Source organism: Brasilonema bromeliae SPC951 (genome assembly GCF_012912135.1).
Classification (GTDB): Bacteria; Cyanobacteriota; Cyanobacteriia; order Cyanobacteriales; family Nostocaceae; genus Brasilonema; species Brasilonema bromeliae.
In genome coordinates this window covers 1-19,641 of sequence record NZ_QMEB01000051.1, presented here as the reverse complement: position 1 = coordinate 19,641, position 19,641 = coordinate 1, and the positions used below count along the sequence as shown (strand labels likewise).

At 42.3% G+C, this 19,641-nt stretch carries 18 protein-coding genes and 1 pseudogene; 9 read left to right on the top strand and 10 right to left on the bottom strand.

What is annotated here, in order from left to right:
• The first annotated feature begins 71 nt into the window (after nucleotides 1–71).
• The 3 genes from DP116_RS09055 to DP116_RS09045 all read left to right on the top strand — a co-directional run bounded on the left by DP116_RS09055 (nucleotide 72) and on the right by DP116_RS09045 (nucleotide 3,114).
• Nucleotides 72–809 (top strand): response regulator transcription factor, encoded by a 738-nt coding sequence (locus DP116_RS09055; RefSeq protein WP_169154877.1) that lies wholly within the window; start codon nucleotides 72–74, stop codon nucleotides 807–809.
• A 196-nt stretch (nucleotides 810–1,005) separates the two neighbouring features.
• The gene (locus DP116_RS09050) at nucleotides 1,006–2,679 is read left to right on the top strand and encodes a SpoIIE family protein phosphatase (protein ID WP_169154876.1); all 1,674 of its coding nucleotides are present in this window, start codon (nucleotides 1,006–1,008) and stop codon (nucleotides 2,677–2,679) included.
• A gap of 3 nt (nucleotides 2,680–2,682) precedes the next feature.
• Nucleotides 2,683–3,114, top strand: coding sequence for an ATP-binding protein (locus tag DP116_RS09045; RefSeq protein ID WP_169154875.1), 432 nt, complete (start codon nucleotides 2,683–2,685; stop codon nucleotides 3,112–3,114).
• A gap of 136 nt (nucleotides 3,115–3,250) precedes the next feature.
• Here DP116_RS09045 and DP116_RS09040 read toward each other — a convergent pair whose 3' ends face one another.
• The 3 genes from DP116_RS09040 to DP116_RS09030 all read right to left on the bottom strand — a co-directional run bounded on the left by DP116_RS09040 (nucleotide 3,251) and on the right by DP116_RS09030 (nucleotide 5,913).
• A complete protein-coding gene (locus DP116_RS09040) occupies nucleotides 3,251–4,429 on the bottom strand; it encodes an RNA-guided endonuclease InsQ/TnpB family protein (protein ID WP_169154887.1) in 1,179 nt (392 codons plus the stop codon).
• A 26-nt stretch (nucleotides 4,430–4,455) separates the two neighbouring features.
• Nucleotides 4,456–5,082 (bottom strand): IS607 family transposase, encoded by a 627-nt coding sequence (locus tag DP116_RS09035; protein ID WP_211173174.1) that lies wholly within the window; start codon nucleotides 5,080–5,082, stop codon nucleotides 4,456–4,458.
• A gap of 408 nt (nucleotides 5,083–5,490) precedes the next feature.
• On the bottom strand, nucleotides 5,491–5,913 hold the full coding sequence (locus DP116_RS09030) for a nuclear transport factor 2 family protein (RefSeq protein ID WP_169154874.1): 423 nt from the start codon (nucleotides 5,911–5,913) through the stop codon (nucleotides 5,491–5,493).
• A 203-nt stretch (nucleotides 5,914–6,116) separates the two neighbouring features.
• Between DP116_RS09030 and queG the strand changes: the two genes are divergently transcribed.
• Nucleotides 6,117–7,073, top strand: a complete 957-nt coding sequence (queG, locus tag DP116_RS09025) for a tRNA epoxyqueuosine(34) reductase QueG (protein ID WP_169154873.1) — start codon at nucleotides 6,117–6,119, stop codon at nucleotides 7,071–7,073.
• A complete protein-coding gene (locus tag DP116_RS09020) occupies nucleotides 7,070–7,711 on the top strand; it encodes an HAD-IA family hydrolase (protein WP_169154872.1) in 642 nt (213 codons plus the stop codon). Before queG ends, DP116_RS09020 begins: the two co-directional genes overlap by 4 nt.
• A 172-nt stretch (nucleotides 7,712–7,883) precedes the next feature.
• Here the strand turns inward: DP116_RS09020 and DP116_RS09015 are convergent, their stop codons facing one another.
• Complete coding sequence (locus tag DP116_RS09015; RefSeq protein WP_169154871.1) at nucleotides 7,884–8,255, bottom strand: hypothetical protein; 372 nt, start codon at nucleotides 8,253–8,255, stop codon at nucleotides 7,884–7,886.
• A gap of 215 nt (nucleotides 8,256–8,470) precedes the next feature.
• Between DP116_RS09015 and DP116_RS09010 the strand changes: the two genes are divergently transcribed.
• Nucleotides 8,471–9,001 carry an orange carotenoid protein N-terminal domain-containing protein gene (locus DP116_RS09010; protein WP_169154870.1) on the top strand — a complete coding sequence of 177 codons (531 nt, stop codon included), beginning with the start codon at nucleotides 8,471–8,473 and terminating at the stop codon, nucleotides 8,999–9,001.
• A 113-nt stretch (nucleotides 9,002–9,114) separates the two neighbouring features.
• On the opposite strand, the gene DP116_RS09005 is transcribed toward DP116_RS09010, so the two are convergent.
• From DP116_RS09005 to DP116_RS08995, 3 genes are all read right to left on the bottom strand, one after another.
• Nucleotides 9,115–9,879, bottom strand: coding sequence for an ABC transporter ATP-binding protein (locus DP116_RS09005; protein WP_169154869.1), 765 nt, complete (start codon nucleotides 9,877–9,879; stop codon nucleotides 9,115–9,117).
• A gap of 106 nt (nucleotides 9,880–9,985) precedes the next feature.
• Entirely contained in the window at nucleotides 9,986–11,203 is a 1,218-nt protein-coding gene (locus DP116_RS09000) for an ABC transporter permease (protein ID WP_169154868.1), read from the bottom strand.
• Nucleotides 11,200–12,672, bottom strand: coding sequence for an efflux RND transporter periplasmic adaptor subunit (locus DP116_RS08995; protein ID WP_169154867.1), 1,473 nt, complete (start codon nucleotides 12,670–12,672; stop codon nucleotides 11,200–11,202). Before DP116_RS08995 ends, DP116_RS09000 begins: the two co-directional genes overlap by 4 nt.
• Nucleotides 12,673–13,426: 754 nt before the next feature.
• Between DP116_RS08995 and DP116_RS08990 the strand changes: the two genes are divergently transcribed.
• Nucleotides 13,427–14,320 (top strand): tetratricopeptide repeat protein, encoded by an 894-nt coding sequence (locus DP116_RS08990; RefSeq protein ID WP_169154866.1) that lies wholly within the window; start codon nucleotides 13,427–13,429, stop codon nucleotides 14,318–14,320.
• A gap of 260 nt (nucleotides 14,321–14,580) precedes the next feature.
• On the opposite strand, the gene DP116_RS08985 is transcribed toward DP116_RS08990, so the two are convergent.
• Complete coding sequence (locus DP116_RS08985; RefSeq protein WP_169154865.1) at nucleotides 14,581–14,985, bottom strand: response regulator; 405 nt, start codon at nucleotides 14,983–14,985, stop codon at nucleotides 14,581–14,583.
• A 257-nt stretch (nucleotides 14,986–15,242) separates the two neighbouring features.
• Here DP116_RS08985 and gyrA point away from each other — a divergent pair, with 257 nt between their 5' ends.
• A complete protein-coding gene (gene gyrA, locus DP116_RS08980; protein ID WP_169154864.1) occupies nucleotides 15,243–17,768 on the top strand; it encodes a DNA topoisomerase (ATP-hydrolyzing) subunit A in 2,526 nt (841 codons plus the stop codon).
• Here gyrA and DP116_RS08975 read toward each other — a convergent pair.
• Nucleotides 17,749–18,075, bottom strand: coding sequence for a DUF3455 domain-containing protein (locus DP116_RS08975; protein ID WP_169154863.1), 327 nt, complete (start codon nucleotides 18,073–18,075; stop codon nucleotides 17,749–17,751). The genes gyrA and DP116_RS08975 overlap by 20 nt on opposite strands.
• 188 nt (nucleotides 18,076–18,263) lie before the next feature.
• On the opposite strand from DP116_RS08975, the gene DP116_RS08970 reads away from it, so the two are divergent.
• Nucleotides 18,264–18,443: a CAB/ELIP/HLIP family chlorophyll-binding protein gene (locus tag DP116_RS08970; protein ID WP_169154862.1), complete on the top strand. Its 180-nt coding sequence runs from the start codon at nucleotides 18,264–18,266 to the stop codon at nucleotides 18,441–18,443.
• Between the two features lie 205 nt (nucleotides 18,444–18,648).
• On the opposite strand, the pseudogene rpoD reads toward DP116_RS08970, so the two are convergent.
• Nucleotides 18,649–19,596 (bottom strand): annotated as a pseudogene (gene rpoD, locus DP116_RS08965) (RNA polymerase sigma factor RpoD); the annotation flags it as partial.
• Between the last annotated feature and the right edge of the window lie 45 nt (nucleotides 19,597–19,641).

Sequence of the window (19,641 nt, the reverse complement as noted above, 5' to 3'; positions counted from 1 at the left end):
AAACTGCATCTTCCGAGACTTTTTTGTAAACTCAATTTTACAGCTTTTGAGTATAAGGGCGGTAATAGACCATGACTAAAATTCGTGTTGCTTTGATTGAAGATCATGACCTGACCCGTGTGGGTATTCGGACAGCGCTCCAACAAAAGGAAGAAATTGAAATTGTAGGGGAAGCGACCAATGCTGTCGAGGGTTTGAAAATGTTAAATACGCTACAACCAGATGTTGCTATTGTAGATATTGGTTTACCAGACAAAGATGGAATTGAACTGACACGCGAGATAAAATCTACAACTGATGGGGAAGAATTAGCAACAAGAGTATTGATTTTAACCCTACGGGATAATAAAGAAGCGGTGCTAGCTGCTTTTGCAGCAGGAGCTGACTCTTACTGCATGAAGGATATTAAGTTTGACAATTTAATTGAAGCGGTGCGAGTGACTTATAACGGTAATGCTTGGATTGATCCAGCGATCGCCCGAATTGTATTGCAACAAGCTCAACAAAATCCACCACAACCCGAAGTCACACAATTAGACAATAAGATTAGTTTACAGATATCTGTTGATAGTAGCCCAGATAAAGAAAGTCAGCCCCAAGACACAATCGAACCTTACACTTTAACAGAAAGAGAATTAGAAGTTTTGCAATTGATTGTAGAAGGTTGTAGCAATGCGGTGATAGCAGAAAGACTTTATATCACAGTTGGAACTGTGAAAACACACGTCCGAAATATTTTGAACAAGTTATGCGCCGATGACCGTACACAAGCAGCGGTTCGCGCATTACGTTCTGGACTAGTGGGATAGAGTTTCTATGAAACTATGGAAAACTCTTAGGGGACCTTCCCCGAATTTAGAGACAATTTTGAAAAATTAGAGAAATCAGGGGTTTAAACTGGACGAATTTTATTTACTTTTGTTTTTGTGGAGTGTTCTTCAATGATGATATGGAAACAGCAAATAGTTGCCTTAGTATCAAAGTCTTGGGAAAGTCAAATTAAGTATGACTGAGATAGAGACTGGAAAGCTCAAGCTCCTGGTGGTGGATGATGAGCCTGACAACCTACACTTACTCTACCGTACTTTTCGGCGAGATTTTCAAGTATATAAAGCAAGTGATGCCCTCACTGCCTTAGACATCTTGGATCAAGAAGGCGAGATGGCTGTGATTATCTCTGACCAAAGAATGCCAGAGATGAATGGCACGGAATTTCTGGGTAGAACTGTGGAGCACTTTCCTGATACAATTCGGATTTTACTCACTGGTTTTACTGATGTCGAAGATTTAGTAGAAGCGATAAACTCTGGTCAGGTCTTCAAATACATTACTAAACCTTGGAAACCTGAGCGACTCAAAGCAGTTGTTGAGCAAGCAGCTGATATATATCGAGTCGTGAAAAAACGCACACAAGAGTTGAGTCGCGCCTTGCGGAGAGAATCTTTATTTAATGCAGTCACAACAGCGATTCGAGAGTCTCTGGATTACAACAGTATGCTACAAAAAATTGTGGCAACGGTAGGACAGACTTTTGAAGCCAGTTATTGCGTGCTTAGACCTGTGGAGGGCAATCGCCTAACACCACACCAGTTCTGTTACCAAGATCCAAAATCCCTAAGTTCAAGTTGTGATTTCGACCTAAATCTTTTGATTAGCGAGGTTCTTGAAACCGGTCAATTACAAAAAGCCCTAAGCATACATGATGAGAAATCTTATCAGAAATTGGTTGTGCCTCTAATATGGCAGCAAAACCTGCTCGCTATTCTTGCTCTCAAGCAGCATCACCACGCTCGTTCTTGGCAACAAGAAGATATCGAGCTGATTACAGGTGTTGCTGAACAAGCAGCTCTTGCGCTCTCTCAAGCAAAACTCTACCAACGTCTTCAGCAGAAGCAAGAGCAAATCCGCGCTGAGTTGGAAGTTGCTCGCCAAATTCAAAATAACCTACTCCGTCAAACAATGCCCAACATCAACGGTGTGAGGGTACAAGCCTGTTGCTACCCTGCTCGTGAAGTGGGAGGCGATTTTTTTGAAGTGTTTGTCCATCCAAAAGGAGACTTGTGGTTGGCTGTGGGAGACGTTTCTGGTAAGGGTGTCCCAGCGGCTTTATTCATGGCTAGTGCTATCTCAGTGTTGCGCCGAGAGTTGTCTCAAGAATCACCGCCTCTACCAAATGTGGTCATGCAAAATCTCAATCATACTCTCAGCGATGATTTGATCAGCAACAATTGTTTTATCACCGTCGTCTTAGCTCGCTATACTCCCAATACTAGGGAACTAGTTTATGCTAACGCAGGACATATATATCCCTTGCTCTGGTCATACCAAGAGACTGTGGAAAAAAAACCCAAATATCTCAAGGTACGCAGCGTTCCTCTGGGTATCTTGCCTGTATGGCAGGTTATGTCTAGTCAGTTGGTTCTTGCTCCCGGAGATATCCTGCTGCTAGCTAGTGATGGTATTACTGAAGCAGAAGTATTAAATACTAAAGATTTTGCACAAGAAATTGTGGATAGCGCCCAGCCAGTCAGCCGTTCTATGCTGAATCAGGAGGGTTTGTGGCAACTGCTAAATAGGGAAGCCCAACCACTTCATCTTAACCACTTACTAGCGCGTATTCAAGCAGACAACCGAGTTCAAGAAGATGACCAAACTATACTTTCGCTGGAGGTTTTGTAAGTCATGAAAAGCGAGCTTCATGTACCAAGTGACTTGAAGTTTTTAACCATCGTAGAAAGCTGGTTGCTAAGTTGCTTAGAAGTTGAGTTCAAAGGTTCAGTGGATTGGTCAAAGCAATCAAGTCGCTTGCGGTTGGTTTTGGTGGAAGCCTACTCTAATGTGGTACGTCATGCTCATAAGGATCAACCACTATTACCAGTTCTCATTCGTTTAGAATTGAAAGACCAGGATATTGCATTAGAAGTTTGGGATTACGGCAAAGGCTTCAATTTATCTGATTATTCGCCCCCAAGTCCTGCTGATCAACAAGAAGGTGGCTACGGTTGGCTGATCATGCATCGTCTCATGGACAAAGTTGAGTACCAGCTGCAGGTTGATGGTGGTAACTGTTTGAAGCTAGAAGTTACTTTGCCAAAAATTACCACTACGGCATAAATAATAACTGCTGCTATACAGAACTTGACCAAACTTACTTCAAGCTAGCCATTCAACTAAAGTTTCCTTTAGAGGGTCTGCTTCTTGCTTCAACCAAGGGAGTCGGCTCCTTCTTGTCCACAAGCGTAAATTTCGGTTAAGCCAACCGTATTTTGTCCAAAGGAGCATTTTCAAGATTCTTCGATGCGTTTTCATCTCTGTCTTGAATCTGACCACATTTTTGACAATTAAAAATCCTGTCTTCTAGTGTCATTGGTTGGACATGATGACATTTTGAACACATCTTGCTAGATGGAAACCATCTCTCAACCAATTCTACTTTAGTTCCATAATGAGATTGCTTATAAATCAATTGTCTACGAATCTCGTAAAAGCAATTATTAGAAACAGCTTTAGCTAACTTCTGATTAGCAATCATGCCAACTACATTTAAATCTTCAATCCTAATGATGTAAGCTTTTCGACTTAAATCAGTAGTCATTTTTTGAGTGGTATCTTTTCTAATATTCGCTAGATGAGCATGTTGCTTAGACAATTGATTCAAGCATTTTTTAGCATTGTTAGATGCTTTAATTTTTAATTTCTTGTTTCCCATGATTTTATTACGATTGCGCCACTGATGCTTACCTAGCTTGATTTTCGCTTGGCAAGTGGTAACAGGCATTTCGTATCTTGAACCATCAGAACAAGTAGCTAAGCACTTTACACCCAAATCCACACCTATTTTATGAATAGAATGAATTCTTGGTGGTACTTTTTCAGCATCTAACACGAAACAGACGAACCATCTATCAGCAATCCTGGAAACAGTAAACGTTTGAGAACTACAGAGAAAATTAATTCTTTCTTTTAATCTGACTTGCTTTAATCCTGGTAATTTTATTATTTTACCAGGACAAATAACAACCCGATTAGTAAAAGGGAAAGCTGGCTTCCCTTTTTCTGGATAAACCCCAGCATTTTTGTAAACTGTGAACGAGTCACCTTTCTTTTTAGTTTTTTTAACAGGAAATTTTGCCAGCCCTTGACGCCATCTAGAAAAAGCATTCTTCAAATCGATAAATGCAGATTGATAAACTGTTGATGGATATTGCTTCATCCATGTATATTCAGTCCTTCGCATTGTGACTTGAGTAAACACTTTTTTGATCGCATCTATTCTTTTAGAATCACTTGCTTTAATATCCTCAAACGACCAACTAGAAATAATTAAATCTAGTCCATAGTTGTAAACAAATCTCTTAAAACCAGCATTGCCACGCATTTGAGAGATTTCTTTTTTATTTAGCTTTAACTCCCGTTTGATTGCATGCATTGCTAGACTGGTTAAAACTTGCTTACTTAATGAAGTATAACCGAGTTTGAGCAAGGGTCAATACCATTAGCGATTAATTTCACCTTGTCTTTATATTTGCGTAGCCCATACAAGCGTGAGCTAAAACAATGTATTATAGACAACAAATCTTCTACTAATTCTTCATGAGGTGATAAAGCTTCACTATTAGCTACAACAACAGTTCCGCCACCCCATATTATAATTTGCTCAACTAAATCAAAACCAAATCTACACAACCGATCTTTGTGCGCTACATAGACTGATTTAACTTCCCCCTGAATAGCCCATTGAATGATTTGAAGAAATTTCTTACGCTTAAAATTTAAGCCTCCTCCAACTTCTTCAATACGGTCAGTGACAACTACACCATTAGCAACACAAAACTTGTCCATAGAGTTTACTTGACTAGTTAAATCATCTTTCTGCCCATGCGAAGAAACCCGGCAGTAAATGATTACTCGTGTCGGGTATTTGCCAGATTTAAGATTACGAGCCAAATTAAGATGTTGTTCGGTATAAATTCTTTGATTTCCTAAAGTACGTTCAGGAATCAATTTACCTTCAGATTCCCAACGACGTAAAGTAGAAGCTGAAACACCTATTAAATCTCCAAACTCTGCAACTTTCCACATATAGCTCATCAAATCAAGCAACTGTAGATAAGTTTAGCAAGGTTTTTAACTATTTAGTTGAACTCTAGCTTTGTCACAAAAGATGAGTGTGCCGATTACCACCAAAGTCAGCGCTTAACAACACACTCTCTGTGCTTGTGCACAGACGAGGCAATTCAAAATACAAAATTCATAATATTTAAAATAAATTAACAAAATTTATAACTTTTGCTACATCTCATTAGCTCAAAGGGCTACAGCGCTTCTGGTGTTGAGTGCAATACACGCGATCTGTAGTAAAAGTGCATAAACCGTGCTCTACATTTATTCGAGGTCTGTACTCAGATTGGTGAAAACCTGTCTGAGCAAGCCTCGACAATGACTGTAGAATCCCCTAGCCTTTAGGTCAGGGGAGTGTCAAGTGCTTACTCATCGCCGCAAATTGAGTAACTCTTTGGGAGAGGCTAAAAGTTTTATTCTCGTATAAAGGATTTCTTTTTGTTGATTGAGAATAAATGTCCACAAGACATTAACACCACACCAAGAAGTTTGTGCTTTGCCTGTCACCTGAAATTGGATTTGCTCCCCCTCTAAAGTCTCGACGACACCCTCACGAGGGTAAGCTTTGACGTTTTGAGCCTCTTGTTGTAGATATCGAGTAATTGCATCTCGTCCCACAATTCCCGATTCAAATGGAGGATGCATAACACCATCTTCTGCAAACAAAGCAGCTGTTTCCTCAAATTTTCCTGCATTCAAAGTTTGAAAGTAATGCAGTAGAGTTAATTCTGTTATTCCCGATATCTGGAATTTTTCATCTACTGTTGTGGGTGTAGATTCAGCAGCTGTCATAGATTTCCCTCTATCACGATAGCTAACAATTCATTCATTTGAATACAAAAGCAACCGCACTCGAAAGCTACTTTTGAGGTATATTTCCTAAACGAGTACAAATCATCTAGCGTGATAGTAGACCAACGCCCATGTCAGTCACAACTTTGACTCAACAGTGTACAATGGGAATAGTACCTATTAGGTAAATTAAAATAAGATAAATGAATCAATCCCCGCGAACAAATAGCAGTGAGGTGAAAAAAAAAGCTCTAGAGTTGGGATTCCAAAAGGTTGGGATTGCAGCGATAGATGGAGAAAATATAACAGAGACGCAAAGATTGCAAGCTTGGCTAGCCCTGGGTTATCACGCTGATATGGAATGGATGGCAAATCCTAAACGTCAAGATATTCGTAAGGTTATGCCAGAGGTGCGAGCGATAATTAGTGTCGCCCTCAACTACTACACACATCATCAACGTCCTGGAACAAGGGAGTACGCAAAAATTTCTCGGTATGCTTGGGGACGAGACTACCATAAAGTCATGCACAAAAAACTTAAGGCAATGACAACCTGGCTGCAAGGACTTGATGAAGGAATTCAAGCACGATACTATGCAGACACAGGTCCAGTGCAAGATAAAGTCTGGGCGCAAAAAGCTGGACTTGGTTGGATTGCAAAGAACGGAAATGTGATAACCCAGGAGTATGGCTCTTGGGTGTTTTTAGGGGAAGTGCTGACGAATTTGGAATTGGAGAGCGATCGCCCACATACAGAACACTGTGGTACTTGTACTCGTTGTATTGACGCTTGTCCAACAGGTGCTATTACCCAACCGTTTGTCGTAGATGCTAATCGCTGCATTGCTTACCACACAATTGAAAATCGCAATGAAAAATTGCCCCAAACTGTGACATCCCACTTACAAGGCTGGGTTGCTGGTTGTGATATTTGCCAAGAAGTTTGTCCTTGGAATCAGCGTTTTGCCAAAGAAACAGATGTTGCAGAGTTTGAGCCGTATCCTAGGAATCTTGCGCCCAAACTGGTAGAATTAGCCCAAATCTCAGATCAGGAATGGGATAGACAGTTTCCGGCATCAGCGTTGCGACGGATTAAGCCAGATATGTTGCGACGGAATGCCCGTGCTAATTTAGACGCATTCCCGCAGGCGAAAGAATGACTCAGAAAGTAATTATTTTTGATTTTGATGGCACGGTTGCTGATACAGTAGATGCTTTGGTAAGTATTGCCAATCGTTTAGCTGGAGAGTTTGGATATATACCAATCACCCAAGAGGAGCTTAGCCTCTTGAGAAACTTAAGCTCTAGGGAAATCATTAAATACTCAGGTATTTCAGTTTTAAAAATACCTTTTTTGGTCAAAAAAGTGAAAGCTGAGTTAAAAAATAAAATCAAAGAATTAAAACCAATTTCAGGAATTAAAGAAGCCTTAGTGGCGCTTAACAATGAAGGTTATAGGCTAGGAATCATAACCTCTAATTCTCAAGACAATGTGACAGATTTTATCAAAGTCAACGATTTAGATAACTTATTTGAGTTTATCTATTCAGGAGTGACAATTTTCGGCAAAACAACAATCATTAATAACGTATTAAAGCAAAAACAGATTAAACCTCAAGAAGTGATCTATGTAGGAGATGAAACCAGAGACGTAGAAGCATCAAAGAAAGCAAACATTAAGGTGATTGCAGTCACTTGGGGGTTCAATTCACAAGAAGTCTTAGCAAAACAAAATCCAGATTTTTTAATTCATCACCCGAGTCAACTGTTAGATGTGGTAAGAGTTATTAATTTTTGATTGAATTGCTCATTTCTTGCTTGAGAGAAATTATATTTATAGTAAATTTCGGGAGGAAGTAGCCCTCCCGAAGGGGTTTTCCGCATACTGTAGAAACGAGAAAAGAGTGAAATAATCCTAAATACAGTTTGAACGCTTATCTTATTTGATTTTTTGTCAAATTGAATCAAAATTACTTTGATTGACCCTTTTCCTTTGCTTTTTCTACCAAATCATCAGTGACGTTGGTTACAGCTTCAGTTTTGGAACCACCAATTTCTTTTGCTATATCTATGTAATCATCAGGATTACCAGTTGAGTTGGCTTGTATTTTTGTCTGTTCTGGGTCATGCAGTTCTTGCTTAGGTGCAGTCGCCTTTTGGGCCGCTTTCGCACCTTCACCTGTGCGGTCAATTTCACTGACGCTGAATTGCTGTGCAGCTTGATAATCTTTTTCTATATCGACGCTTGGTGCTTTTTCTTGACCACTAACGATGTTTTCAGCGGCTAATTGTGCATCCTGGGTAGGAGCTTCCGATGGATTGGGCTTCACTTCTTCAGGCATAATTAACTCCTCCAAGTATTTCTCTGTCAATGGCGTATTGTATCAAAGTCAATTCTTCCATCCTTGGTATCTGTGGATAGATTTTTACCTCTACTAAAAGGCAGATAAAAACCTAGTTTGCGAATTTTTAAAACTCTTTCTCTTGGTAGTCGATACTGATTCTGAAACTCTGATACCCCTAAGTTTGATCTGTGAAATAACTTTGGAGAAAAATTATGACATCAAGTTACGATCAAAATGTTCCTCAAGCCCTAAGCGATGAAACTCAAAAAGTGGTAGAGGCATTTAACCGCTTAGACACAGATGCCAAACTGGCTTGGCTGTATTTTGTGTATGAGAAAATGGGTGACTCAATTACTCCCGCTGCTCCCCCTGCTGCAGAACCAGAACTAGCACCTGTACTCTTAGGCGATTACTACAAATTATCTGATGATGAACAATTGGCAATTATGCGGCAAATTGTCAACCGCGAAGATTCAGAATATTCTCGTGCCTATGGTGCTATAAAAGAAAACAATCAGCTATTCGTCTGGTTTGATTGGGCCCAAAAAATGGGTGATCAAGTCGTTGACATACCAGAAAACTACAAAGCGACTGACGCAGTTAACAATGTGCTTTCCCAAATCGAAGCACTGGATTTTGAAGGACAAATATCTGTGTTGCGGACAGTTGTTGGTGATATGGGCTACAGCGACGTTAAGCCGATTGAAACTCAAGCCCAAACTGGCAAAACCTCAAGTCTTTAGTCAGTAGGGGGTGATGGTGCGTTAGGCAAGCTTAACGCATCCTAGCGAATTAATTGCAAAGTCTATAAATGTGATGTGTGTTGCATTTTTTATTATGAGGCATACTTAGCAAGCTAAGACACCGCCAAATGACCCACATCAGATGGACTGAGGTGAGAGTGTACAACATCACCGTCACGAAACCAAACAACACGTTGTGTTTGACGAGCAACTTCTGGCTCATGGGTTACCATCACAACAGTGATACCACTGGCATTGAGTTCACCAAAGATATCCAATACTTCTTGGGTTGTGCGCGAGTCGAGTGCGCCTGTCGGTTCATCGGCGAGGAGTAAGACTGGACGGTTAACAATAGCACGGGCTATCGCCACCCGTTGCTGCTGTCCTCCAGACAGTTGAGTTGGTTTATTATTCAGACGCTTTTCTAAACCTACTCGCTTGAGAGCTTCTGCTGCTCGATCACGGCGTTCCTTAGTGTTCACACCAGCATATATCATCGGCAACATGACATTTTCTAACGCTGTCAGCTGAGATAAAAGGTGGAATTGTTGAAATACAAATCCCAGTTTTTTATTGCGAATTTCTGCTAACTTTGTATCTTCCATTTGGGCGACATCAAGCTTATCCAGGTAATAATGTCCGGAAGTGGGGCGATCTAAGCAACCAATGATATTCATTGCCGTAGATTTACCAGAACCAGATGGTCCCATGATTGAACAGTATTCACCCTCCTCTATAGTGAGATTAACACCGTTGAGTGCTCGCACTTCAGCTTCGCCACTACCGTAAACTTTAAAAATATCTTCTAACCGAATAATGACTGGTTGATTTCCCGGATTGGGAACGCGGGAGTCAGTTAGTAATTGAGTATTTGCCATATAAATTTTTAACCTAATTTAAGCTAACCCACTATCAGTTTACTTAATTGGGTGATGCCGCTCTAGTCACCTGTTCAGTTTAAAACCGCCTGCGGTTAAAATTCTTTTAAGCACTTCTTAACGCCACAATTGGATCGAGTTGAGCCGCACGACGTGCGGGAACAACGCCAAAGAATAAACCAATACCACCAGAAACACCAACTGCGACAGCAATTGCTACAGGAGAAATTCCTGCTTTTAAAGGTGTCAACGCTGATACCACCATAATGCCGCTCACACCAATCGCAGTACCAATTAACCCTCCTGCGGCTGAGAGAATGATGGCTTCTATGATGAACTGTGACAAAATATCTTGCTGAGTTGCACCAATGGCTTTACGTAGACCAATTTCTTGAGTACGTTCAGTCACGGAGACAAGCATAATATTCATGATGCCAATACCGCCGACAAATAGGGAGATACCTGCTACAGCAGCTAGCATAATTGTCAAAGCACCTGTGATTTGACCAACAGTTTGCAAAGCATCCTTCTGAGTGCGGATGGTAAAGTCATCTTCGCTGGTAACTTTGTGCCGCAGGCGCAGCAAATTGGTGACTTGAAACTCTGCCGCATCAACACTGTTGCTATCACGAGCGGAAGCAACTATGTAATCTAACGCAATGCCATAGGGAGAATTCCGTCCGACAAGTCGATTTGCTGAGGTTGTGATTGGCACCAATGCTGCTTCGTCATAATCAGCTCCCAAGCTTGAGCCTTTGGCTTCTAGGACACCAATAACTTGAAAGCTAGCATTTTTTATTCGCAACTGCTGACTTATGGGGTTACTAGTACCAAATAATCTTTCTGCTAAATTGGCACCTAGCACAACAACTTGATTGTTGCGCTTCATATCAATGTCGGTAAAAAACCGACCTTTTGCAGTTTCAAAGTCCCGTACTACTAAGAAACTGGGAGTTGTGCCAATAATGTTGACATTGGTGTTTCTGTTACGGTAATTGGCTACATATCTCCCGTTTAGCTCAGGAGACACTCCTGCGACTGTTGGCACTTGAGAGGCGATCGCCTCCACATCTTCTAGCACTAGATTTTTCGGCACTTTCGTGGTAATGCGCTGAGTTTCCCGATTACCAGGAATCACAAATAGGACGTTTGGTCCCAATGACTCCAACTGGTTATTGACAAACTTTTGTCCTCCTTCACCAACCCCAATCATGGCAATGACTGAGGCATTGCCGATGACAATACCCAGCATGGTGAGGGCGCTACGTAACTTATTCGACACCAGGGTTTTCCCTGCCATCTTCATACTTTCTAGGATGTTCATTTCTTCTGCTGTTGCTGGCGTTGCTGGATTTTGTAATCTGCGGGTGGGTTGAGAAAGATGCGATCGCCCCCTTGCAGTCCCTCTAAAATCTGAGTTTGGTCTTTGATCTGTGCTCCAATTGTGACGGGGTGAAACTGGGGTTTATTCTTTGCATCTGGTACCAACACACCTGTGTTCCCTTTTTCAGTCACAATTGCTACAGTTGGCACAAGTAAGGCATCTTGTACCTTGTCTCCTAAAAAGGTCATGTTCACGTTCAGACCAGAACGCAGTTTGTCTGTGCCAGTATCAATTGCCACTCGGATCTGGAACAATGTCACACCTTCTTCCTTGACTGCTTCAGGAGCAATCAAGCGCACATGACCTTTGAATACTTGATCAGGATAGGCATCGGCGACAATTTCTACCTGCTGCCCCTGCTTCATTCTACCTATATCAGCTTCTGGAACACTCGCCAGAACTTCTAAGCCGCGTGCGACAGCAACAACAGAACTAGAAGTTGCCGATGCACTTGAGGAAGCAGAGGTTGTTGGTGTCACGTATGCACCAACGTTGGCGTACTTCTGCGTGACAATTCCGGAAAAGGGAGCGCGGATAATCGTATTGTCTAAATTCACTTGCTCTGTTTTTAACTTAGCTTCGGCAGCAGCAACAGCTGCTTTACGCGCTTGCTTCTCTTCAGGACGGGAACCCGCTTGGGATAATTGCAAAGCTGCTCGTGATTCAGCAACCGCTGCTTCTTTTTGAGAAATTTCTTCAGAACGAGTGCCAATTTGTTGTAGAGATAGGCGTTTTTGAGCTTCTTGCAAACTTGCCTTAGCGGCATTATCTTCACTCATGGCTTGGTCGAGTAATTGTTTTTTTTCGGCTCCCTGCTGGTAAAGAGATTGGTAACGCTTGAGTTGTTCGCTTGTATATTTCGCTTTTGCTTGAGCGGCATCTACTTGAGCTTGTGCCTGGGCAATTTCTTGCGGACGGTTTCCTGCACGTGCTTGAGCAAGTTGCGCCTCTGCTTGTGCTAAACGTGCTTTTGCTTGAGTAATTTCTTGAGGACGATTCCCAGCAACGGCTTGATCCAACTGTGCTTGGTTCTGTGCTAAGTTTGCACGAGCCTCAGCGATTCGTGCTTGAATATTTGCGCTGTCCATCTTGGCAATAATTTGCCCTTGGCTGACCTTGTCGCCTTGCTCAACATACAACTCTACCAAAGTTCCAGAGTTTTTCGGGCTGATATTCACGCTCTGAACAGGCTGCACCTTACCACTGGCAGAAATTCGCACAGTCACATTTTTGACTTCCACTGGGACAGTCAGTGCAGCTATGTCTTGTTTGCTTGTTCCTCGATTGACAACTGTGTATGTTGTGGTTGCACCAATCACCAATACGCCAGCTGCGGCTAAACCAATTAACCAGCGTAGTGGGTGTTTAACTTTTTTATCAATGACAGGATTTTCTAAGTATGTAGTCATAATAGCTTGTCACGAAAATAGCTTTAAGTGAGTGTCTTTCAGTGGAAGAGCAAAACTAATAATTTGGAGTTTTTAGAACTTTTAGAATGAGTAGTGATTTCTGAAATAGAGTTATTAATAAATCAATGACTATGTAAACATATAGAATCTAGAGTAGCTTAATTATTCTTCATAATATTGGTAAATGCTTCGTTATGACCTCACCTGAATGGGTGACTTTTGCAGTTATTATGAACACTAGAAATCTTGCGTAAGTTGCCATTTTTTGGAATAATGTAGACTCCTACAGCCAGAGAAAAAGGATGAAAACGGAGTTGCACCTGATCTTTAATATTCTGACGTTGGTTATCTAAATCATTAGCTTGTCGTTGAAAATTTAACTCGGGTACTGGTATAGCGTGATATTGTTTAAGTTATGGTTGGTTGTAAATAAGCTAAGCCACGGTTGTCATCCAGTAGTCATCCAAAAGAGCTGCGACTGTATTACAAAACAGCGGCGGCAAAGCAAATTCGGTGATGAGGATGGGTAAAAGCCGCTTCGCCAAAGTCCAGTGTCATTAGGAGCACGGCGTATACGGCGCAGCCATGCTCAAGGTATAAGAACGTTCCCTCGGAGTTGGTGCAAGTGGCTTTCATTGGTTATTAGTAAGGGAATACGCTTGTACTCTTGTTTGTAAAATTTTGCTGTCGTCAACACTGGAAATCGTTTAAGCTAGCGGAAAGATTCCTTCATTCTTGGCAAAGAGGCGGTAGTGTGCCTAAACGGATTGGTTTGATTTCTCTTTTGGTTGTTTGTGGTTTGTGCATACCTCAACCTAGCAATGCACAAGCACTGGTACCTCATACACTGCAACTGGATGCAGCGAAGTTGGAACAGCAAGGCTTAGGTTTGGCAAAGGAAGCAGCACAACTCGCGCAGTTTCAACAATATGAACTAGCTCTACCAAGAGCTCGGTTAGCATCACAACTCGCTCCTAAGAACGATAAAGTGTGGTTTCTCTTGGGTGGCTTGTATTTGCAAAGTAAAAAATTAGATCAGAGTATTAACGCCCTGAAAAAGGCACAATCTCTCAACGCCAAAAATGGTGATGTTCAGTTTGCTTTGGGTTCGGCTTACTTTCAGCAGCAAAAGTACCAAGAGGCTGTAAATTACTATCAACAGGGTTTGAGGTTAAAGCCCAATGATCCAGAGGGATTGTTTGATTTGGGCAATGCTTACTACATGCAGAGTAAACTTCCAGACGCGCTCATCCAGTATAAAAAAGCTGTTTCCTTTAACAAAAAATTCTGGCCTGCCATTAACAATGTTGGATTAATTTTGTATGAACAGGGTGACATCCAGGGCGCAATTAAGCAATGGCAAGACGCTGTTGGGATGGAGAAACAAGCTGCAGAACCCTTATTAGCATTGGCAGTAGCTTTATATGCCAAAGGCGATCAGAGACAAGCTTTAGCAATGGGACAAGCTGCAGTCCGCATTGATGAGCGCTATGCTGATTTAGATTTTCTTAAACAAAATCTTTGGGGCACACGCCTGCTGTCTGATACAAAAAAATTCTTAGAATTACCTGGCATTCAAGCTGCTCTCCAGCAACGTGAAGAACCTTCAAATTCTACTACCACCAGGCAACGAATGATTCCGCAGTAGAGAACAAAGCATGAGGGGAAAAGGAGGGAAGAAGGGAAATTGTCTGTGACTCCCTCCCTCATCTTTCCCATTGCCACTTGCTGAAAATCTCATCTAATAGTACATATATATTATTCTGTAAAAGAAACAGTAGCCCAATCGCAATCTGTGTGTTGAGCTACTGTTCCAGGTATGTTCTTAAAAAAAGGACACTACTATGGAAATGTGCTAGGTGCAGTTTACCGTGGGGTAAACATTCTTTTATACCCCAAAGGGTGCGTTTAGTTGTTCTGTTGAGGTAGCAGTGCCAAGATCTGGTCAACAAACTGTTGGTGGTCCACAATCGGCTTAGATATGTAGCTATCAGCACCACTTTGTTTGAGAAAGTTCTCGCGATCGCCCTCCATAGCGTGTGCTGTTACCAAAATAATAGGTAAGGTAGCTGTTTGCGGATCGGATTTTAACATTTGTGTAATTTTGATACCATCAACAGACTTACCTTGGTAAACACTTCTTGACAGAGAAACATCCATCAAGATAATGTCAACTTCCCCCGATTGGGCAATTTTGATAACTTCTTCTACATTTTCAGTATGTTTGACCTGCAACCCACCTCGCTTAGTCAAGATTTTGGAAAAAACGCGAGCATTAATCAGATCATCTTCGACAATCAAAACAGTTTTCATGAGAATTTGACTTTTGTTTATGCATCTTAACCAAAACCACACAAGTCAGTGAAAGGGAAAATACCACCTAGTTAAAACCTTGTGTGCTTTATTTGAAATAATCAATGTAAATCTTCGTCAACAAGGATGATACTACTCCTTTCTATCCTGTGACCATCAAGATTGTGTAATGAAGAGTATTTCATCCGTGATGCTGTGGTTGCTGCAGTCTTCATTAACGGCAAATTCTGTGTAGTGGAAATTTAGGAAAAAAACTCATGGCAAAACAGTTAAACCTTCTCTGTGAGGGACAGGTCATCACCACAGCCTTGCATACCGAGATGCAACGGTCTTATCTCGAATATGCCATGAGTGTCATCGTTGGACGAGCGTTACCAGACGTGCGAGATGGCTTAAAGCCAGTTCACCGACGCATTTTGTATGCAATGCACGAACTCGGTCTAACGCCGGATCGACCCTACCGTAAGTGTGCGCGTGTGGTGGGAGACGTGTTAGGTAAGTACCACCCCCACGGTGACCAAGCAGTTTATGATGCCTTAGTCAGGCTGGTACAGGACTTTTCCAGTCGCTATCCCCTACTGGGAGGACATGGTAATTTCGGGAGTGTGGATAATGACCCGCCAGCGGCGATGCGTTATACAGAAACGCGCCTCGCGCCCATCAGTCACGAGGGAATGCTGGCGGAAATTGGTGAAGAAACGGTGGATTTTATCGGTAACTTCGATAATTCTCAGCAAGAGCCAACCGTACTACCAGCACAGTTGCCATTTCTCTTACTCAATGGTAGTTCTGGTATTGCTGTGGGGATGGCGACGAATATTCCACCGCATAACTCAGGGGAAGTGATTGATGGGTTGATAGCATTAATTGATAACCCTGATTTATCCGACGAAAAATTATTTGAGATCATTCCTGGACCAGATTTTCCTACAGGTGGTCAAATTGTGGGTAACGCTGGAATCAAAGAAGCGTACACTACAGGTCGGGGAAGTATTGTACTGCGAGGAGTTGCCCAAATTGAGGAAGTCGCCCAAAGCAGGGGTAACAAGCGGCGGACAGCAATTGTGGTGACAGAATTGCCTTATCAAGTGAATAAGGCTGGTTGGATTGAGAAAGTAGCGGACTTGGTGAATCAAGGTCGCCTAACGGGAATTGCGGATCTTCGGGATGAGAGCGATCGCCAAGGAATGCGCGTCGTGATTGAACTCAAACGCGATACCAATCCTCAAGAAGTTCTCCAGAATTTATATCACCAAACCGCATTGCAAAGCAACTTTGGGGCGATTCTCTTAGCTTTGGTAGATGGACAACCTCGTCAGTTGAGCTTGCGTCAACTGTTGCAGGAGTTTTTGAGTTTCCGAGAGCAAACTCTCAACCGTCGCTACTCTCATGAATTGGCTAAGGCAGAAAATCGGCTGCATCTGGTTGAAGGTTTACTCAAAGCGCTGTCCGCGCTAGATCAGGTTGTGGAGATTTTACGAAGTGCGGCTGATGGGACTACGGCAAAAATTGGCTTACAAAACCGACTGGATTTGAGTGAGGTGCAAGCGGATGCTATTTTGGCTATGCCATTGCGACGTTTAACAAATTTAGAACAGCAAAACTTACACAATGAGTATGAGCAGCTCAATGAACAAATTAATTCGTTGCAAAAATTACTCCAAGATAGACGGGAATTACTGAAATCGCTCAAAAAAGACTTGCGATCGCTCAAGCGCAAATACATGGATGATCGCCGTACTAGGATAGGCGTCATGAGTGAGGAAGAAAATAAGGGACAAGGAGATAAGGCGACAAGGGGACAAGGAGACAAAGAAACAGAGAATCCAAAATCCAAAATTGAAAATTCTAAATTGGAAGCGCCAGCAGAAGAGGTGGTTTTAGAGTTTACCCACAGGGGATATGTACGTCGGTCTCAACCTTCATCCCGAAGGACAAAAACTGATAACGGAACCTCCGATACTGACTTCGTGATCCAAAGCGTGTTGGCTGACACAGCAAAAGAGTTGCTGGTACTCACCAGTGGTGGTAAGGTATACCCAGTGAATGTGGCTGATATCCCTCCCAGCAGTGGACGTTCTGCACGGAGAACACCATTAATTACCTTACTCTCAAATTCTGCTCAAGGCGCTCAAGAAACTTTGATTAACCGCTTTATATTGCCAGATCATCCAGAAAATGGCGAGATTATTCTCCTAACTAAGCAAGGAAGAATCAAGCGTTTGTCCCTGACAGAATTGACTAACCTCACTCGTCGTGGAATAACTATCTTGAAACTCAAAGACGACGATGAATTGTTATGTACTCAGTTCACGACTGCGGGCGAACATCTGGTTTTGGCAAGTTCAGGTGGGCGAGTCTTGAAGTTTGAGGTGAATGACAATCAACTCCCGATTATGGGTCGCGCTGCTATGGGTCTGCAAGGTTTACGCGTGCGTCAGCAAGAAGAAATGGTTGGTTGTGTCAGCTTAAACACAAAGGAAAACCTGTTACTTGTCACTCAATTAGGATACGCTAAGCGGATTCCTGTGAGTGGTTTGCGGGCAGGGAATCGGAGTGATATTGGAACTCAGACCTTTAAATTCACCAATAAGACTGACATTTTAGCAGGAATGGTACGAGCGATCGCAAGTGCTGAGGTAGCTGTAGTGACCAATCATCAACGAGTGATACGCCTTGGAGTGGAAACTGTTCCAATCTTGGGTAAAGATAGCGCTGGTGAAAGTATCCTTCAACTCAGTCGTGAAGAAAAAATCATTTCTGTTATTGAACTACACTCTTGACATCCTTTGCCTCCCAAGTAGGACCTGCGTAGTGCTGGATATTGTTTTTACCTTGCGCGTCAAATAGCTTAGCCTCGGGTGCTACAAACGTCCACTCAAATTGGTTGGCGTTGCTGGATTTCGCTTTGCATTGATAAATTTGTACTCCTGTAGCCCTCTGGCCAAGCAGTAGCACTTGATTTGCTGGTACCTTTAAGTTGTCAGGAAGCTGAGGCGGCGCAATTGTGGTCTGTTGTGGCGTTTGAGCGACACCAACCTGTGGAATCAGTAATGGTAGTAGTAGGAAGCATATCTGTCCTAGTTTCATGATACTTATACCTCATTCAACAAAGGGGAAATACCAATTACCTTGAAGAGATTTACTTCACGGAAAGTTAAAAATCAGTTGAAAAATTGCAATAATTTTATGGGAAATGTGACACAACTTCTCAAAATTTGTTATATTAGTTTACGTAAGGTAACAAACCTTAAATAATTCAGTTTGGAGTGCCAGTTATGACAAACGCAACAAAAACCGTTACCCCTGTAATTGATGACCGTAATGCTTGGCGCTGGGGCTTCACACCTCAAGCAGAAGTTTGGAACGGTCGCTTGGCGATGATTGGCTTTTTAGCAGCTGCTCTTATTGAACTATTCTCTGGTCAAGGTTTCCTACACTTCTGGGGCATTCTGTAACTTTTCAGGTTACGGATTGCTTCGTAATAAATACATAAATAAACAAAAAACCTGGAAGTATGAATACTTCCAGGTTTTTTCACAATAACCAGTAGCCTGGCTTCGGTTTACCCTCAAAGCAGCACTGGTTTGACAGCTTTTTCTTTTTTTCTCACTCATGAGTCATTTGTCTAAAATCAATGACTCATGACATAATGACAAATAACTAGCGGATGTACTCCTTGAGAACGCTGTTACGATTTGGGTGACGTAACTTGCGCAGCGCCTTTGCCTCAATTTGACGAATTCGCTCGCGGGTCACATTGAAAATTTGTCCAATTTCCTCTAAGGTCTTCATACGACCGTCATCTAAGCCGTAACGCAATCTAAGAACATCTCTTTCACGAGGGCTAAGACTGTCAAGGACTTTTTCCAGGTCTTCTCGTAGCAGGTTCTTAGAAACTTGATCTTCTGGTGTTTCACCATCAGACTCAATAAAATCGCCCAGTCGAGAATCTTCTTCTTTACCAATCGGCGTTTCTAGTGAAATAGGCAATTGTGCGGATTTAGCAATAAACCGCAGTTTCTCAATTGTCATTTCCATTCTCGTGGCAATTTCTTCTTCCGTGGGTTTGCGACCCATTTCTTGAGAAAGCAGCTTGGTCGTTTTCTTGATCCGGGAAATGGTTTCGTAGAGGTGAACCGGAAGGCGGATAGTACGAGATTGATCGGCGATCGCACGAGTTATCGCCTGACGAATCCACCATGTCGCGTATGTCGAGAACTTGAAACCCTTGGTATGGTCGAACTTTTCGGCAGCTCGAATCAGACCCAGGTTTCCTTCTTGAATCAAATCTTGGAAGGGCAGTCCGCGATTGACATATTTTTTTGCAATTGAAATCACAAGTCTCAGGTTCGCTTGAATCAGCTTTTTCTTCGCATCCAGGTCACCTTTAGCGATGCGACGCGCTAACTCAATTTCTTCATCGGGCTTGATCATTTTTACGCGACCGATTTCACGTAAATAGAGCCGCACAGAATCTTCCGTAAAGCCTTCGGTCGGTGCAACCACCTCGACTTCCGGCTCGTCGGCGTCATCGGCTTCTTCCGTGAAAGCGCCTGCTTCCGCCCACTCGTCTGCTAACTCTTCCCTTACCTTTGAAGCCAAGATTTTGAACCCCGATAGTAAAAACGAATGTAACCTACTCCGTATTTACCC

What these genes read in the sequence shown, in the direction of transcription:
- DP116_RS09055 (WP_169154877.1), top strand. Translation starts at nt 72, where the DNA reads ATGACTAAAATTCGTGTTGCTTTGATTGAAGATCATGACCTGACCCGT.
- DP116_RS09050 (WP_169154876.1), top strand. Translation starts at nt 1,006, where the DNA reads ATGACTGAGATAGAGACTGGAAAGCTCAAGCTCCTGGTGGTGGATGAT.
- DP116_RS09045 (WP_169154875.1), top strand. Translation starts at nt 2,683, where the DNA reads ATGAAAAGCGAGCTTCATGTACCAAGTGACTTGAAGTTTTTAACCATC.
- DP116_RS09040 (WP_169154887.1), bottom strand. Translation starts at nt 4,429, where the DNA reads ATGCATGCAATCAAACGGGAGTTAAAGCTAAATAAAAAAGAAATCTCT.
- DP116_RS09035 (WP_211173174.1), bottom strand. Translation starts at nt 5,082, where the DNA reads ATGTGGAAAGTTGCAGAGTTTGGAGATTTAATAGGTGTTTCAGCTTCT.
- DP116_RS09030 (WP_169154874.1), bottom strand. Translation starts at nt 5,913, where the DNA reads ATGACAGCTGCTGAATCTACACCCACAACAGTAGATGAAAAATTCCAG.
- queG (WP_169154873.1), top strand. Translation starts at nt 6,117, where the DNA reads ATGAATCAATCCCCGCGAACAAATAGCAGTGAGGTGAAAAAAAAAGCT.
- DP116_RS09020 (WP_169154872.1), top strand. Translation starts at nt 7,070, where the DNA reads ATGACTCAGAAAGTAATTATTTTTGATTTTGATGGCACGGTTGCTGAT.
- DP116_RS09015 (WP_169154871.1), bottom strand. Translation starts at nt 8,255, where the DNA reads ATGCCTGAAGAAGTGAAGCCCAATCCATCGGAAGCTCCTACCCAGGAT.
- DP116_RS09010 (WP_169154870.1), top strand. Translation starts at nt 8,471, where the DNA reads ATGACATCAAGTTACGATCAAAATGTTCCTCAAGCCCTAAGCGATGAA.
- DP116_RS09005 (WP_169154869.1), bottom strand. Translation starts at nt 9,879, where the DNA reads ATGGCAAATACTCAATTACTAACTGACTCCCGCGTTCCCAATCCGGGA.
- DP116_RS09000 (WP_169154868.1), bottom strand. Translation starts at nt 11,203, where the DNA reads ATGAACATCCTAGAAAGTATGAAGATGGCAGGGAAAACCCTGGTGTCG.
- DP116_RS08995 (WP_169154867.1), bottom strand. Translation starts at nt 12,672, where the DNA reads ATGACTACATACTTAGAAAATCCTGTCATTGATAAAAAAGTTAAACAC.
- DP116_RS08985 (WP_169154865.1), bottom strand. Translation starts at nt 14,985, where the DNA reads ATGAAAACTGTTTTGATTGTCGAAGATGATCTGATTAATGCTCGCGTT.
- gyrA (WP_169154864.1), top strand. Translation starts at nt 15,243, where the DNA reads ATGGCAAAACAGTTAAACCTTCTCTGTGAGGGACAGGTCATCACCACA.
- DP116_RS08975 (WP_169154863.1), bottom strand. Translation starts at nt 18,075, where the DNA reads ATGAAACTAGGACAGATATGCTTCCTACTACTACCATTACTGATTCCA.
- DP116_RS08970 (WP_169154862.1), top strand. Translation starts at nt 18,264, where the DNA reads ATGACAAACGCAACAAAAACCGTTACCCCTGTAATTGATGACCGTAAT.